Source organism: Caproicibacter fermentans (assembly GCF_014303955.1).
Taxonomy (GTDB): Bacteria; Bacillota; Clostridia; order Oscillospirales; family Acutalibacteraceae; genus Caproicibacter; species Caproicibacter fermentans.
This window is the reverse complement of record NZ_CP060286.1, coordinates 1,221,737-1,237,976: the sequence shown is the minus strand read 5'-3', so window position 1 is coordinate 1,237,976 and position 16,240 is coordinate 1,221,737. Positions and strand designations below refer to the sequence as shown.

Annotated in this window: 18 protein-coding genes and 1 pseudogene; 15 read left to right on the top strand and 4 right to left on the bottom strand. The window is 45.0% G+C overall.

The features are described from left to right. Positions 1–158 precede the first annotated feature (158 nt). The 7 genes from HCR03_RS06090 (at position 159) to HCR03_RS06060 (ending at position 3,731) form a co-directional block, all read left to right on the top strand. Positions 159–1,091: a glycoside hydrolase family 25 protein gene (locus HCR03_RS06090; RefSeq protein ID WP_187037111.1), complete on the top strand. Its 933-nt coding sequence runs from the start codon at positions 159–161 to the stop codon at positions 1,089–1,091. A 93-nt stretch (positions 1,092–1,184) separates the two neighbouring features. Continuing rightward, entirely contained in the window at positions 1,185–1,439 is a 255-nt protein-coding gene (locus HCR03_RS06085) for a hypothetical protein (protein WP_187037109.1), read from the top strand. A 33-nt stretch (positions 1,440–1,472) separates the two neighbouring features. Continuing rightward, entirely contained in the window at positions 1,473–1,784 is a 312-nt protein-coding gene (locus HCR03_RS19705; protein ID WP_228725121.1) for a hypothetical protein, read from the top strand. Positions 1,785–2,347: 563 nt separating this feature from the next. Then, the gene (locus HCR03_RS06075) at positions 2,348–2,788 is read left to right on the top strand and encodes a VapA/VapB family virulence-associated protein (RefSeq protein WP_187037107.1); all 441 of its coding nucleotides are present in this window, start codon (positions 2,348–2,350) and stop codon (positions 2,786–2,788) included. Positions 2,789–2,941: 153 nt separating this feature from the next. Then, complete coding sequence (locus HCR03_RS06070; RefSeq protein ID WP_187037106.1) at positions 2,942–3,277, top strand: hypothetical protein; 336 nt, start codon at positions 2,942–2,944, stop codon at positions 3,275–3,277. Next, positions 3,277–3,519, top strand: a complete 243-nt coding sequence (locus tag HCR03_RS20500; RefSeq protein ID WP_083210277.1) for a helix-turn-helix domain-containing protein — start codon at positions 3,277–3,279, stop codon at positions 3,517–3,519. Before HCR03_RS06070 ends, HCR03_RS20500 begins: the two co-directional genes overlap by 1 nt. Positions 3,520–3,554: 35 nt before the next feature. Continuing rightward, a complete protein-coding gene (locus HCR03_RS06060) occupies positions 3,555–3,731 on the top strand; it encodes a hypothetical protein (RefSeq protein WP_156990786.1) in 177 nt (58 codons plus the stop codon). A gap of 770 nt (positions 3,732–4,501) precedes the next feature. On the opposite strand, the gene HCR03_RS06055 is transcribed toward HCR03_RS06060, so the two are convergent. The 4 genes from HCR03_RS06055 to HCR03_RS06040 form a co-directional block, all read right to left on the bottom strand. Then, positions 4,502–5,449 (bottom strand): DUF979 domain-containing protein, encoded by a 948-nt coding sequence (locus HCR03_RS06055; protein WP_066650046.1) that lies wholly within the window; start codon positions 5,447–5,449, stop codon positions 4,502–4,504. 17 nt (positions 5,450–5,466) lie between these two features. Further along, complete coding sequence (locus HCR03_RS06050; RefSeq protein WP_066650049.1) at positions 5,467–6,207, bottom strand: DUF969 domain-containing protein; 741 nt, start codon at positions 6,205–6,207, stop codon at positions 5,467–5,469. Positions 6,208–6,346: 139 nt separating this feature from the next. Beyond that, positions 6,347–6,964, bottom strand: a complete 618-nt coding sequence (gene pcp, locus HCR03_RS06045; RefSeq protein WP_066650052.1) for a pyroglutamyl-peptidase I — start codon at positions 6,962–6,964, stop codon at positions 6,347–6,349. 299 nt (positions 6,965–7,263) lie between these two features. Further along, positions 7,264–8,709 carry an MFS transporter gene (locus tag HCR03_RS06040; protein ID WP_187037104.1) on the bottom strand — a complete coding sequence of 482 codons (1,446 nt, stop codon included), beginning with the start codon at positions 8,707–8,709 and terminating at the stop codon, positions 7,264–7,266. Between the two features lie 143 nt (positions 8,710–8,852). Between HCR03_RS06040 and HCR03_RS06035 the strand changes: the two genes are divergently transcribed. The 8 genes and pseudogenes from HCR03_RS06035 (at position 8,853) to HCR03_RS06000 (ending at position 16,197) form a co-directional block, all read left to right on the top strand. Then, positions 8,853–9,722, top strand: coding sequence for an AraC family transcriptional regulator (locus HCR03_RS06035; RefSeq protein WP_187037102.1), 870 nt, complete (start codon positions 8,853–8,855; stop codon positions 9,720–9,722). Positions 9,723–10,027: 305 nt separating this feature from the next. Further along, complete coding sequence (locus tag HCR03_RS06030) at positions 10,028–10,723, top strand: response regulator transcription factor (RefSeq protein WP_187038027.1); 696 nt, start codon at positions 10,028–10,030, stop codon at positions 10,721–10,723. A gap of 2 nt (positions 10,724–10,725) precedes the next feature. Beyond that, a pseudogene (locus tag HCR03_RS06025) lies at positions 10,726–11,683 on the top strand (sensor histidine kinase). Positions 11,684–11,812: 129 nt separating this feature from the next. Further along, positions 11,813–12,736: an ABC transporter ATP-binding protein gene (locus HCR03_RS06020; protein WP_066647340.1), complete on the top strand. Its 924-nt coding sequence runs from the start codon at positions 11,813–11,815 to the stop codon at positions 12,734–12,736. Then, positions 12,729–13,490: an ABC transporter permease gene (locus HCR03_RS06015; protein ID WP_066647341.1), complete on the top strand. Its 762-nt coding sequence runs from the start codon at positions 12,729–12,731 to the stop codon at positions 13,488–13,490. The genes HCR03_RS06020 and HCR03_RS06015 overlap by 8 nt, the downstream gene beginning before the upstream one ends. A 15-nt stretch (positions 13,491–13,505) precedes the next feature. Then, positions 13,506–14,270, top strand: a complete 765-nt coding sequence (locus HCR03_RS06010; RefSeq protein ID WP_156989920.1) for an ABC transporter permease — start codon at positions 13,506–13,508, stop codon at positions 14,268–14,270. A 307-nt stretch (positions 14,271–14,577) separates the two neighbouring features. Further along, entirely contained in the window at positions 14,578–15,270 is a 693-nt protein-coding gene (locus HCR03_RS06005) for a response regulator transcription factor (protein ID WP_066647343.1), read from the top strand. A gap of 3 nt (positions 15,271–15,273) precedes the next feature. Then, positions 15,274–16,197 carry a sensor histidine kinase gene (locus tag HCR03_RS06000; RefSeq protein WP_187037100.1) on the top strand — a complete coding sequence of 308 codons (924 nt, stop codon included), beginning with the start codon at positions 15,274–15,276 and terminating at the stop codon, positions 16,195–16,197. Positions 16,198–16,240 lie beyond the last annotated feature (43 nt).

Genomic DNA, 16,240 nt, shown 5'->3' with positions numbered 1-16,240 from the left:
AGACTATCTGTGAAGCAGCCTTACGGCCCAACAGGAGGAATTAGAGCTTGTCCCTGCCGACTTGACAGCATTATATCACGGGCATCTCAAAGCCTGCCGGTATTCTATTTTTGGGGCGTTTTCGCCCTACAAAACTTATTATACGAGGAGGAATAGCAATGGCTACAAACAGAGGGATTGACGTTTCCAGCAATAACGGGACGGTAGATTGGGCCGCGGCGAAAGCCGCAGGGCTCAATTATGCTATCCTCAGATGCGGATATGGAGACGACATCCAGTCTCAGGACGACGGACAATTCGGCAGGAACGTTTCAGAGTGCGAACGTCTCGGCATACCGTGGGGCGCATACCTTTACAGCTATGCAATGACGGTCGGAGAAGTGCCGAGCGAAATTCAGCATACGCTCCGGCTCCTGAAAGGCAAGCGCCCATCTTATCCGATCTATTTCGATATGGAGGATGCAGACGGATACAAGGCACGGCACGGCGGGATTCCACCGAAGCAGACGATCACGGACATCATAAAAGCCTATTGCAAAGGCATGGAGGCAGCCGGATATTTTGCCGGTTGGTATTCCAACAAAGACTGGAGAGCTAACCGCCTATTCCCGGATCAGCTTGTACAATGGACGTTTTGGTACGCACGGCCCGGCGTGAGCAAACCGGAGTTTGACGTTCCGATGTGGCAGGATCAGATCGGAGAGACAGGCGGCCATTGGCCGGGGGTAAAGGGCAATGCTCCCAAAACGTGCGATACCGACATTTGTTATACCGATTTCCCGTCGATCATCAAAAATGCCGGGCTGAACGGCTGGGGAAAAGCCGCCGCCGTACAAACTCCGAACCCGCCGTACACTTGCGACACGTCGGGAACCGTAAAAATAGCGCGCGGGTCGGCATATCAGGCAAAGATCACCGCGCCGTCTGCTCCGCACGTAGTGGCGGGGACGCCGAACGTCGTCGCTGTGCTGCCTCGTTACAACAGCGGGAACGACTGGTTTTACTACTTTGTTCCGTTCGGGAATTCGGGGAGCGAAACCGGAATCTATATTAACGGCGGCCCGCGACAGTTTGTCGCAAAAATCGAGTAAGGGGCGTTGATTGTGCGGGACTGGATTATGAAATATTGGCTCGGCGCCTTATTTGGTGCCGCAACGGGTGCATTGGGGTGGGCTTTTAACCGATTGCGACGGAAGCAGAAGGAGCAGGAGGAAGAACAGGCGGCCATAAAGGAAGGGATGCTCGCCCTGCTCCATGCTGAAATATACCGCGACTACGGAGATTGTGAGCGCAAAGGCTACGCCTCGGTAGACGACATAAAGAACCTCGAATACCTATACGGCCCGTACCATAAGCTGGGAGGCAATGGAACGGGAACGGTACTCTTTGAGCGTGTCAAACAAATGCCAACAGAGCCGCCGCAAAAAGTGACGGCGTGATAGCCGGAAAACCGGCAGAAAGGTAGATAAATTATGGATTGGAAAAGCAAATTAACTTCTCGGAAATTTTGGGCGGCGGTTGCGTCGTTCGCGGCAATGCTTGTAATCACCTTCGGGGGCGGCCAGGAGCAGGCGACGCAGATCACGGCTATCATCATGGCGGGCGCAACCGTCGTTGCGTACATCGTCGGTGAGGGCCTGATTGACGCAGCGGCGGCAGGATCAACGGTAAACGCAGACACATTGAACATTACCTCCCCGAGTGTCGAGCAGCCGAAAGAAGCCGCGCAGGAGACAGCAGAGAAAACGGCAGAGATTGTCCAGCAACAGGATAATAAACAGTAAATCAGATACAACGGCAAAGGCCCGGTTCCTCTTTTGGGGAGCCGGGCCTTTTTCTTTTTTTCAGTTTACCGCTTCCTGCCGGCGAGATTAAGCATCAGCACGAGCATACCGCCGAGGAAATAGATGTGTTCGGATTTCGCGCGGTTATCTCCACCATAAATTAGACCCGCATGAGTGCTGAAAAATCCAGTATTTATGCGGGTTTTACTATATATTGCTTTAGAATCTGCCGGAACGAATCGGAATCAAAAAGCAACATTTTAAGTAGGCGTTTTGGTAGGCGTTGTAGGCGAAAAAATAAGCGCGTTTAATTTCGCCCGCGCATCCTCCATCATTTTAGGCTAGAGACTCCTATAGACTTCGTGGATCATTTTTCGTTTGCGTGACCAACAATTTGGATCGCGATTGCCTCCGGTATTTCAGCTTCGGCCAACATGCAGACGTACTCATGACGAAATTGGTGGGCGCAAACGTCGGCCTTCCATTCTTTGTGCGTATATTTTCCGTTTGTATATTATAAACAAATAAAGCAACAATAAGAAGAAAAAAGGAGAATTAAAACATTGAATGAGCATGAAACGCAGGGCAGAATATTATCTGATCTTAGGAAAGCACTACGGCCTAAGATGAGCACCATAGAAATTGATTATTTTATGCAGGATATAAAATTTACCAGCACTAAGTACCCAGGGGACTTTTCGATCATAGATGTAATTTTTTATCAGCAATGGAAGGTGCATATTCATGATTTTAAACAATACTTTTCTGGAGACGCCGGAGGCATAGCCGGATTGGGTTTTGGCTGTGGCAGTGGTTATCTCTATACTGATGATATTGAAAAATTATTTCGAGAGACAAAAACCTTTTATTGGTTTTCCGCTGAAATTGTGTATTATTCCATTTATTTTCTCGGCGAGAAGAGTAAACTCCTTGGCCACTTTCAAGCATATGGAGGTGCACCGTCGGTCGGAGGAACCGGCGGCGGGTCAGGAAGTTGGAAATAGCAAACGAGTTTTTTAGAAGAGTGCAAATACCATAATATGAAGAAGCGAGAATGTATTGGAGCAGAGCTAAAGCAGATGGATGTTTTTGTGATGCCAATGAAATATTAACTTATACTCCAGAGATCTTAAAAAAGCTTATTGAAGCCTACAAAAATGACTAAAAATTTGCGTCTGCATAGGCGGACGCATTTCTACGGGACGGCCTACGGGCCGTCCTTTTTATGCCCCAAACGAGGTGGTATCCATGCGGGGGTTGTTATTACCGGCATTCCACGCGGCAATATACGGCCCGGCAGAGGCACGCGCGCAGAAATATTAGAGCAAACGAAAAGTCGCTCACCCGATGAAGGATGGACGCCAGAACTTTATCGCCCATTAGTGGACGGCTTGGAAAGCATCATGAATGGCGGTTACGATCAGCAATTTTTAATAGCAGTTTGTAATAAAGGCCACTACAATATTCATCATCGAAGAAAACAAATGAGTTGATGAAAGGTGGTAGTTCTATGTTTGGCAGACGGCTTAGATTATTGCGGGAATTAAGAAGGCTTACGCAGGAAGAACTTTCTGAGAGACTTGGAGTTGAGCGGACCAGATATAACAAATGGGAAAATGGAGTTAGTGAACCAAGCTTAATGATGCTGTGCAAGATAGCCGACTATTTTCATGTGTCTACTGATTATTTGCTTGGAAGAACGAACGTCCTGAACTCTCCCGGATCGAAAAATTGAAAAGCGGCCGGGACAGAATTGAGTGGAGGATACTAATGACAAAAAGCAAAACCGCTTTTGCGAGGAATGCTTATTCTCGAAACGAGGCGGTGAGTTATTATGGCGATTACCGGCTGTATGTGTTTGCGGCGGCGACGCTTGCCGGAGGCCCGGACGTATCGTGCGCGTTTCAGCAGACGGGCAGCTTTTTGATCAATATTTGGATGAATTGAGGACAGTGCCAGCAGATGAAATTGACATCTTCGGATATAGTGTTGAAAATGGTCGGCATATAAGTAAGACTCTTTCACAGAATAAAAATATTAAACGAATATTTATTATTGGAATCCAAAGGAACTCCAAAAACCGATAGAAAAAGAAAAGAAGAGATTTAAAATTTCTGAGCTGTTTTTATACCTTCGGGCAAAAAATTGTCTCTCTGCTCGTGGGATTCAATTTGAAACAAAATTAAGCCTTGACAAGCTCCTAAAACCGGACTATATTAATTATATTCAGTTGTGTATGGAGTCACTCTTCTGATGCAGGGGGCAGGTTTTTGCACTTCTCCTGCTCCTGCTAGAGCCCATCGGATTAATTTTCCGGTGGGCTTGCTTTTTTCTAAAAATCCGTTATAATAATTTCATCAGGGCTTTTATAGTGGGGGTGGCTGTGCACGGCCATAACGGTATGGTAATAAAAGCTCTTTTTAGCTCTCCCGGTTGGTTCGGAACCGGGGGGCTTATTTTTTACAGCTCTATTTTCATTTTATCCGCCAAAGTACACCACGCAGACCACAATCAGGCAGAAAAGCAGAGCTGCGGTGCAGATCAGCCAGATATAAGGCCGTAAAGAAAAGGTTTACCTCCCAGCGTCCATTCCGGTCCGTTTGACATAGCAATGCTCCCTTCATGTTCAACAGTGTTTTTTTCCCTGTCTACCATAAAGGGAGCATATTACTCACGGGAAAAGGCAACCGGTCTTTCTCGCCTTTGCCGGTGCAGAATTATTTCATCAGAATCATATATCCAATCTGGAACACCAGCATGATCAGGGCAATCACGATCTGATTTTTGATGACACCGAACCGGTCCTTCATGTCCAGCAGGGCAACAGGTACCACGTTGAAATTGGCTGCCATCGGTGTGCACAGCGTGCCGCAGTAACCGCATGTAAGCGCAGTCATTCCAATCAGCGTGGGGTCTGCGCCAAACGCCAGAACAAACGGTGCCCCAATGCCGACGGTCAGAACCGTAATAGCAGCAAACGCATTGCCCATAATCATGGTGAACAACATCATACCGACAGCAAAGACAACAATGCCGGCATTGACATTCCCCTTTGGAATAATGCTGCCGACCATGCCGGCAATGACTTTCCCGACACCCGCCGCTGTGAAGATGGCGCCGAGACTGGCAAGCAGCATGGGAAGCATGCTGAGAGGCCCGACTGCCGAAAGCAGGCGCTCAGAATCCTGCAAAAAGACCTTCGGGGTATTGTCCTTCGAATAGGTCATCAGGAGGATGACTGACACAATCACGCCGACGCCAATACCGACAATGGCGCCAAGCTTTGGCAGAAAGACGGCAAAAAGAATGGCGGACACACCCATGGAAAGGGCCGGAATAAAAATTTTCATGCCAATTTGTTCAAATTTTTTCCGGGTTGATTCTACGCTGGGAATATTCTGCCCGCCTATTTTCACTCTTTTGAAAATGGCCGGGATCGTCATGGCAAGGATAAGGGCACCGTTGACCATAGCCGGAATCCATCTGCCGAAAGCTATTACAATGCCCAGAAGGCCCCAGAAAATTGAAGTTCCCAGACGGGACGGATTCTTCGGGTCCTTTGCGTTTTTCACTGCCGTGTAGAGGCAAATCAAACCAATGATGATATAAATAATTTCCAATAATTTCTGTCCCAACAAAACATCGGGATCCATAAAAAACGACATAAAGGACGTCCTCCTCTTTATTCCCTTACAATGTTATCTTCAGACGAAGCCTCATCTGAAGAAGTCTGAGAACCGCCGACTGCAATACCGTTGTGGTGATTTTTTAAATATCTCCGATCCACAAGATAGTAATACACAATTGCCACAATCAGAGCAAATACAGCCACCGGAATCTCCACCTTCGCTAAACCAAGCAAATCCACCTGATAACCAAGCGGCTTCAGCGAAGACTGTACCAGCAGGGCGCCCGGCCCGCCGACGAACAGAACCTGGAAAAAGAACCATGCCACGTTCTCCATGCCGGAAGCCATCCCCTTGATTTTCTCCTCATAATTCTTATCAATTTTTTTGCCGGCGGATTCTACCGTACCAACGGCCATCGGCATAATGATCGGCCGCACGAATCCAGCCACACCGCCGAAGCTGATATTAAAGGCGGCAAAGAAGGAACGCATCACACCATAAGCACCGATAACGGTACCGGCGGTCGCGCTTGTAACCTTGCTGATCAATTTAGTTGCCGCTTCCTTCATTCCGTTCCGTTCCAGTGTTCCGACAACGATCATAATCAGTATAAAAATTGCCATACTGCGATTCGAAACAAAGCTGGTTCCCAGCGTGCTTAGCATTCCACCGGCTCCGAGTCCGCCAACCAGAGCTGTAACGACCGAGGCCAAAACAACAATCAGAATTGGGTCAAGCTTGATGGCAAAGCCAACAATCACAATTAAAATCCCTAATAGCTTGATAAATTCCATTCTCTATCCCTCATTTTCATAGTATAGCTCACTCTATCTTCATAAAAGTTTACCACTTTAATGTTGCAAACCGTCCAGGCAGAGTCCTGCCCGCCGTTCCCGCATTTCGGGGGACGGCGATGTCCGGTACAGACCCTGCTTACTTACTTTCTTCCCGCACAACTGCTTCAATGGCATGTTCCAGCGCTTTCGCAGAGGTTTCCACCGGCATGCTGGCTGTGCCATCGGGGCGCTCCAGCACCTGCTCCGGGGCAAACGGCACATGAATAAATCCGCCCTTGATCTTCGGATATTTTTTAGAAATCATGTAGAGCAGTTCGTACAAGACGTCATTGCAAACGAAGGTTCCGGCTGTATAGGAAATCCGCGCGGGAATCCCGTGTTTTTTAATGTTTTCCACCATGGCCTTTACCGGAACTGTGGCAAAGTACGCGTTTTCGCCGTCTTCCAAAATAGATTGGTTCAGAGGTTGATTTCCCTCGTTATCCGCAATTCTGAAATCTGCTATGTTGACAGCAACCATCTCCACTGTTATGCCTGAGCGCCCGCCGGCCTGGCCGATGCAGATAACCACGTCAGGCTGAAATTGCCGAATTCCCTTTTCCACAGCTTCGCCGCTTTTCTGATAGACGGTGGGAATTTCGATTGTAACGATATCAGCACCTGCAATGTTCTTCGGCAGAAGCTTTACCGCTTCATACGCTGGGTTGACCTTATCCCCTCCGAACGGGTCAAAACCGGTTAATAAAATTTTCATGAAAATTGACCACCTTTTAATAAATTTCCTGTTCCGGAGCGATAAATTTTCCCCGCTCCATGAGCTGCCAAATATCTGTGTAAAAATTTTGCAGCATCGTAACCAGGTTATCCTGCCAAACCTCTTCCACCAGCAACCCCAAAATAAATTCGATGTGCCAGTTTTATGAAAAACAGCTAATATAACACATAACATAGCAAAAAATGCTATGTTATGCAATTATACATATTACACTCTTCAAAAAATAATGTCAACTTTGTCTGATTGTTCTGGGTAAGATCATAGAGGAAAGCCCGAAGCTAAACGCAGTGAACACCGGATTGAATTCCTTTTTTCTTTGGCAGAAAAAGCCTAATTGCAGTCAGCATAGCTCCCAAAAGGCAGATTGCAACCAGAATCAGATAAACACGGTTCATTCCATAGACGAAGACGTCGCCTCTCCCTCTGATATAATCGGAAACATGAATGTTTAACTTCCGACTCATAAAACTGTACAGCAAGGTTGTTGAAAGCGTGATTCCCACAATTTGCCCCAGATTCCGCACCAGCGAATTGACGCTGCCGACGATTCCGAGTTTGTTTTTGGAGCAGGTGGACATAATCAGAGAATTATTCGCCGGTTGGAAGAAAGCCTGTCCCACCGCCATAATGGACACAAAAACCGCACAGATATTAATCCAGGAATGCTCGGTAAGTCTCGACATGAGAAAGAAACCGGACGCCATTAAAAGCAGTCCTGACAGAGTCAGTCCTTCCGCTCCGGTTTTGTCGGAAAGTGTGCCGCATATAGGGGAGAGAACAGCAAGAATCAGCGGCGACAGCATCATAAATAGTCCGGCTTGCGCCGGAGTCAATTTTAGGGTATCCTGAAGATAAAATGGGAGCAAAATGGCGGACGCAGCAATACAGACGAAAGATATAAACGCACAAATTAAATTTAAAGAGAACTGCGGATTTTCAAAAATAGTCAGGTCCAGAAGCGGCTGCCTGTATTTTTTCTCGAACCCATTAAACACCACAATAAAAATGGCTGCCAAAAGAAGTGCCATCAGGATGTACAGATTGGCAAACCCTGAAGTCTGTGCTTCAATGAGCGCTCCAAACAATAAAACCGTTCCCCCGAATTGAAGCGCGGCTCCGGTCTTATCCATTGGTTCGCTGTTTTTGAGGCTTCGGGGCAGATGCTTGAGGCCAAGCAGAAAAACAGCAATACCAATCGGAACGTTAACCAAGAAGATAAAATTCCAGTTCACAAATGATAAAATGAATCCCCCGGCGGATGGTCCGATCATGTTCCCAAGCGCAACCGCTGTTGCCAGAATACCCAGAGCTTTGCCGCGTCCCTCTTTCGGGTACAGCTCGGTAATAATCCCTTGATTGTTTGCCATATAAGCGGAGGCGCCAATCCCCTGAAGGAAGCGGCAGATAATCAGAGGTATGAATGAGTGACACAGTCCGCAAAGCAGGGAACCGGCAGTGAATAAAACCGTTCCGCACTGAAAAACTCTTGGTTTGCCGACGATATCTCCCAACCGTCCAAAAAAAAGCAGAGTGGCACATATGATGATGGAATAGCTGGCGACCACCCATTCTATGGAAGATAACGGTACATTCATTTTACCGGACATCACAGGCATAGCAACATTCACGATGCTGGAATCCAGAGTGGCCATAAAGGTCATGGCGATTACGACAAACAGGGTGATTCCTTTTTTGCCGCTATCGATTTCAATTTGTTCTGACATCTTTTAAGTCGACCTCTTTACTCTATCATGTATTATTTTGCGGTTTACATTGCCAACCGTAAGTTCTATAATAGAGAAAATGTCGCTGTTTCACAAGAATGATATTGCTTGATATTTGCACTGTATTGATATGGAGCGGTTAAATGAAAAATTTAAATACCTATTGGCTCCGAGAAATGCCGGATTCTGATTTTTGCGTTGATATTTTTAAAAAGAATCATGTAAAACGCGGAGAAAACATTTGGTTACATTGGCATGAGCACCTGCAGTTCTATTACTTTGTAAAAGGTGAGGCGCTTCTTGAATGCGGTCACAACCGTTTCGAAGTATCGCCCGGAAGTATCGTGGTCATCAACAGCAACGAACTGCACTACTTGGAAAGCCTTTCGAATGACCTTGAATTTGACGTGATCCGCATAGACCCGACATTCTTGTTCAGCAATCAGGTTGACTTGTTGCAGACAAAATATCTTGCCCCTCTGGCTTCCAACCGGATTTCTTTCCGGAATCTGATCGAAAATGACACAGGGGTGTTGGAATGTGTAACAAAGATCCTTCAGGAATATTATTCGAAGAAAGTTGGGTACGAGCTTGCCGTGAAGGCATCGATTTATCAGTTGATTGTGTTGCTGTTGCGGGGCTATGTCTGCAAAATCCTGTCGGAGAAAGAATTTGAGGAGAAGACCCGCTCCCTGAAACACTTCAATACGGTTCTTCAATTCATTGAGGATAACTACGATAAAAAAATCCGCTTAAAAGAGCTCGCGGATTCGGCGAATCTCAGTGCATGTCATTTCTGCAGAACATTCAAACAGATCACAGGGAAAACACTGACCAATTACGTAAATGAAATTCGACTTGAAAAGGCTGCCTGCTTTTTGAAACAAACAGACCTGAACATCACTGAAACCGCCCTGAAATGCGGCTTCGACAGTATCAGTTACTTCAATCGGTTATTCAGCAGGCATTATAAAATTTCTCCGACGAAATTCAGAAAAGCAAATATGCAATAATAGACGAACCGTTGGGTCGAACTTGTTGTATCTGAACAGCCAAAACCAGTAGATTTAAAATTCATTTTCTCCTCAATATATCCCTCACAAGAAATAAATTTGACGGAAGATAAAAAGCGGAACTGATTCCGTTTTCAGGCAGCGGTAAATGGGGTATCTCAGAACGCAGGATACGGATCTTTGTGGGGAAAATCGAATAAAAGGAGTTGTCCGGTTCGGTCATGCATGGACGATACCAAAAGATGCAGAAAAGCCTTCTGCTGCAAGAAGAAAGCCATAAAGCGATAAATGATAGGGGTCGTAAAATGCAAAATAATATATTAATTATTGATGATGACATGGGATTATGTCATTTACTTAAAAAATGTGTGGAAAAGGAAAGACTCATAGCTGATCTTGCTTATACTGGCACGGCTGGTTTGGACATGGCGGCAAAAGGCAGCTATCAGCTTATTGTTCTGGATGTTATGCTGCCTGGAATGGACGGATTTCAGGTACTTGAAAAAATAAGGGAAATGAGCGCCGTCCCCGTACTGATGCTTACAGCGAAAGCTGCCAATACCGACAAAGTAAACGGTCTGCGTTCCGGAGCTGACGATTATCTGACGAAGCCTTTTGATGTCGAAGAATTTATTGCCCGTGTCTTATCTTTAATTCGCAGATATACCACTTTCAATGGCTCCGATAAAGAATCTCACCTGCTTTCCTTTCAGAAGCTTACGATCGACTTGGACGCCCGGATTGTTCACATTGGAGATTCGCAAGTTGAGCTTCATGCAAAGGAATTTGACATTCTCTGCTACCTTGCCAGAAATCAAGGAAGGATTTTGACCAAACAGCAAATATATGAAGAAATATGGCAGGAGCCATATGCCTATGATGATAATAATATCATGGGATATATTAGCAAATTGCGAAAACAGATAGAGCCTGACCCCAATAATCCAACTTATATTCAAACAGTGAAAGGCGTAGGCTACCGCTTTAGTCAGGAGGTATAATGATGGACGGAATCGATATAAAGTTTCCGTTGTTTGTGGCCGTGTTGGTTATTGCCGTTGCTGCTGTCATTTCAACGATGCTACTCTATCGCAAAGCACACAATGTCAAGTTGAAGCTGAATGATATCTCAGAAACACTGGACGACATTGCACAAGGCAACAGTAATCGAAAAATACTGGCAAAACCCAGCGATATGACTTCTATGATCTGTTATAAAATGAATGATATTGTTCATGAGTTTCGAGAACAGGTCATTGAATTAAAAAAAGCGGAGAAAACCAACAGTCAATTGATGACAAGTCTTTCCCATGATGTGCGTACTCCGCTGACAACTCTGATTGGATATTTAGACGCGGCGCAGAAAGGCATTGTAGTCGGTGCGGAACGGGAAGAATATATAGAAACGGCCCGATTGAGGGCACATGATATGAAAGACTATGTAGATGTGTTGTTTGAATGGTTTAAACTGAACTCCAATGAAGAAACTTTTACTATTCGGGAGGTAGAGCTTGCAGAACTTACCAGAAACCTACTGAAAGACTGGATCCCAATTTTTGAGAACAACCGACTTGATTTCGATATAAAGATCCCGGAAAAACGCATCAAAGTCAATTTGGATACAGATGCCTATACCCGTATTATAAATAATCTAATTCAGAATGTAATCTCCCATAGTAGAGCAACCCACGTCAAAATTAAAGTTTCTCTCCTTGCTGCCAATGTAATGGTCGCTGTTGCAGACGATGGTAAGGGGATTTCCAAACAGGATTTGCCGCATGTTTTTGAGCGGCTTTATAAATGTGATACGGCACGCTCTCAAAAAAGGGAGCGGCTTAGGGCTGTCCATTGTGCAGCAGCTTGTGGAAAAGATGGGCGGTTCGATTTCAGTTCAAAGCGAACCGTATCAACAAACAGAATTTATCGTGCAATTCCCGCTGGCTCATGAGAAAACCTGCTGAAAGGCAGGTTTTTTTACTTCTCTATAAGATTCAAGGTTCATTCAAGGTTCATTCAAGGTTCATTCAAGGTTTATGCAAGGTTGAGGGGATAACATTGGATTTATAAAAATGACAGGAGGGTTTTACATCTTGAGTGATTTTGTAATTGAAACTAATAATTTGACAAAGCAGTATGGGGAACAAAAAAGTGTTGCCAATTTAAGCATCCATGTAAAGAAAGGCAGAATTTACGGTCTGTTAGGACGCAACGGCGCAGGAAAAACTACAACTATGAAAATGCTGTTGGGGCTGACAAGTCCTACATCTGGCGAAGTGCGTATTTTCGGGAAAAGTATTTGTACGAATGAAAAGAAAATTCTTTCCCGAATTGGCAACCTGATTGAATCACCGGGCTTTTATCCTAACCTCACAGGGACGGAAAATCTTAAGATTATGGCGAGACTCCGTGGAGTGCCCAACCCAAATGCCGTTAAGAACGCATTGGCTGTGGTGGGGCTGCCGTATATGGACAAAAAACTGTTCTCACAGTATTCGCTTGGTATGAAACAACGGCTTGGCATCGCAAATGCCATTTTGCATGATCCGGAGCTTCTAATTTTGGATGAACCCATCAACGGACTTGACCCAATCGGTATTGTGGAAGTCCGTGATTTCATAAAACGGCTTAGCGCAGAACAGGGTAAAACGATTTTAATTTCCAGTCATATCCTATCAGAAATGGCTTTGTTAGCGGATGACATTGGCATCATCGATCACGGTGTTTTACTGGAAGAAGAGGGATTGGAAGAACTAGAGAAGAAAAACAGCAGATATGTTCATTTCATTGTTACGGACACGTCCCAGGCCTCTCGGATTTTAGAGGCTGACTTTCATACTTCCAATTTTCATATTGATGACGACCGTAATTTGCGGCTTTATGATACAGAGATAGACGTAGCTGCTATTACACGTAAATGGATAGAAAGCGGTCTTAATGTTTCAGAAGCGCATACCCAAAACGATACCTTGGAAGATTACTTCAAACAGGTCACCGGAGGTGAGGGAATTGCTTGATTTAATCCTATGCGAATTTGCCAAAATCAAACGGCAGCGATTTATTCTGCTTTCTATATTGGCAGCCTGTCTCTTTCCTATCCCCCTGACCGTATTGGTAGCAAAAGACAGTCTGCATTTTGAACAGCTTTTTAAGCTGGTCGTTACGTTCGGAAATTTTCTGCTTTTGCCATGCGTACTGAGTGTAGCGGCATGCGTCCTGTTCTTTATGGAAAGGGACAGCGACATGCTGAAAAACCTGATGACCGTTCCGGTTCCCAAAACCAAACTTGCAGCAGCAAAGCTGGCTGTGCTTTTGATTGTTGCCGTATTATATTCCATGGCCGGCTTAGGAGCTACAATCATCGGGGGACTGGTTGTGGGCGCTGTGGAAGGAGTTGCTTTTAAGTTAGGACTAAGTGTCATTCTTGGCATTATGCTGTTTGTTTCAGTCCTTCCCGTGGTGATTCTTATTGTCTGTTTTAACAAAAGCTATATTTTCTCCATCATAATTGCATTCCTTTACTCTGTGCTCAATTTTGGCATAGCGCTGAATATGATGAGTTTTGCCCCAAACAGTATATTTATTAACATTTTGCCCGGCCCGGTTATTATGCGTTGGTGGTCGTCCTATTGGAGTGGACTTTCTCCGGAATACTTTGCAATAAGAAAACCATATATGTTATCCACACCTGTCTGTGCGGGCATATTGTTTTTAATAGCGGCAATATCAATGCCGCTTATTTCAATTTCATACAAAAAGCAGGAAGATTAGGAGGGAACTTACACAATGATTAATATTATTATCACGGAACTTCAAAAGCTCAAACGCTACAGTGTTCGTTGGATCGGCATTGTGGCGGTGGCATTTTCAGCACTTTTAGCAGCTTTTCAGCAAACCGGCGGTAATGGAACGCTTACGTATGAGAGTTATACGAACAGTGTCATATGGAACAACTTCAGTTTAGCTTTCCCGTTTATGATTGTTCTGATAGGAGGTTATATCATAAACCGTGAGTACGTTGACCATACGTTGAAAAATATGTTGACGGTACCTATTCCATTCCGTAAATTGCTGACGGGAAAAGTGATTGTGGTTGGTATTGTTACCGTTCTGTACGGCTTATTTAGCTTTCTATGTACATTTGTCCTGGGAATGCTATTCTGTCATGAAAACATGTTGCCGGCGCTTGTAGTAAAATCGCTCTTTCAACTCGTTGGGTTAGGACTTTGTTGTTATCTGGCCGTGTTACCAATTATTATATTTTTCAGCCGAAAACAAAACGGGTATCTTGCCGGGACTGGATTAGCGTTCGTTTACGGCTTTTGCGGCATTTTTATCGCAGGCAGAGCGTTGACGGATTACTACCCTATTACCGCTGGACTTGGAATTATTAAATTTACGGGAGATGGCTCGCACAACTTTAATCTTTCGGCGGAAATCGGTATTCTGCTTCTTATGACAGCTTTGTCAGTTGCTATGCTGCTTTGCACAAAAGGCTATAAAGATGGAGTTGCGACGTCCAAAAACAAGGGCAAAAAGCAAGCAGCATAAGCCCGCGGTGCCTGAACTGTTGTAATCTGAAATTTTTCCAAATTGAAACTCTTGCAGTCAAATGTAGCACTCAAAAGTCGTTCAATTGTATCAAACTTTAGTTTGTAAGGCGTTGTTGTAAATTAAAAGTTGCATAAAAAAGAGGAATTTTGTAAACTGGAACACATGAGACCATATGAATCAACCAATGAAGAATGGAACGGCAGAGTATCCCATACAAAGCGGAGAATTTTCATGAATCCAGCTATCTTTGTAACTTGAATGATAGAATCTATGGAAATATAATTGAAGGAAAGGCGGTGAAAGCATGGAACACTCTATTTTGGTTGTCGATGATGACAAGGAACTGTGCCGGTTGATAAAAAAGTGCGCCGAAAAAGAAAACGTATCAGCCGAACTTGCCCATTCGGGTATTGACGGCTTAAATATGGTCAAGCAAGGGAACCATCAACTGATTGTTCTGGACGTCATGCTGCCGGAAATGAGCGGCTTGGATGTTTTGTCTGAAATTCGGAAAAGCAGTACGGTCCCGGTTCTCATGCTGACCGCAAAAGGCGACGAAATTGACAAAGTAACGGGGCTGCGACTCGGAGCGGACGATTATTTGACAAAACCGTTCAGCATTCATGAACTGATGGCGCGGATTGATTCTCTGATACGGCGTTACACCGTATTCAATCAGCCTTTGCAGGAAGATACGATGAATCTTAAAAATATGGTCATCGACAAAAGCAACCGAACGGTCTGTGTGAATGGAGAACAGATTGACCTGACCGGCAAAGAGTTTGACTTGCTTCTTTTCCTTGCGACCAGCAAAGGCCGCGTCTTTACCAAAAAGCAGATTTATACACAGGTTTGGAACGGCGAATATGCTTATGATGACAACAACATCATGTCCTTTATTAGTAAGCTGCGTAAAAAAATCGAGCCTGACGCCGATCATCCTTTTTATATTCTGACCGTCCACGGCGTCGGCTATCGGTTCAACAAGGAGGCGTAGTCCATGAACTGGACATTGTTTTTTCTTGTTCTCTCCTGCACCTTTGGCTGCGCTGTCATCTTCCTTGTTACAAGGCTATGTCGTGTGCAGGAACAATTAAACATCATTGAAAACGCTCTAAAAGACATTCAAACCGGAAATCTGAACCGACGGATTCTCACAAGAAAGAACGATATGACGAAATCCATCTGCTACAGTATCAACGAAATTGCCGCAAACGATCAGGCACAGCTTATCCGGTTAAAGGAAGCGGAACAAGCATACAAACGCCTGATGACAGGTTTGTCCCACGACGTCAAAACCCCGTTGACCTCACTGGTTGGTTATCTGGAAGCCATTCAGGGAAAAGTGGTAATTGGGGAAGAAAAAGAAGAATATATCGGCGTGGCCTTGGATAAAGCCCATCACTTGAAGGACTTTGTGGAAGATTTATTCGAGTGGGTAAAACTGGACGCAAAGGAACAGAAATTTCAATTTGAGAACTGCGATTTAAACGAGCTTTCCCGAGATATTCTGGCCGACTGGATACCGGCGTTGGAAGACAGGAAAATCGGATATGAAATTTCGATTCCCGAAACGGAGTATATCCTCCGGCTTGACAGGAATGCTTATACCCGGATTCTCAATAACCTTCTTCAGAACACGCTGGTTCACAGCGAAGCAAGCAATGTGACCGTCAGCATTCTGGAAAATGACAAACAGGCGCTAATTATCGTTCAGGATAACGGAAAAGGGATTTCTCCAAAAGATCTGCCGCATATTTTTGAAAGGCTTTATCAGTGTGATGAATCCCGTACAGCGGGTGGCAATGGTCTTGGCCTGTCCATTGTAAAAGAACTTGTCATGATCCATGGCGGGAAAATAGAAGCGGATAGACCACCGGAAGGCGGCGCAAAATTCACAATAGTATTTCCGAAAGCCCTGTGACGCGCAGGGCTTTCCTTCTACCTAAAACAAGAAAAGAACAAGG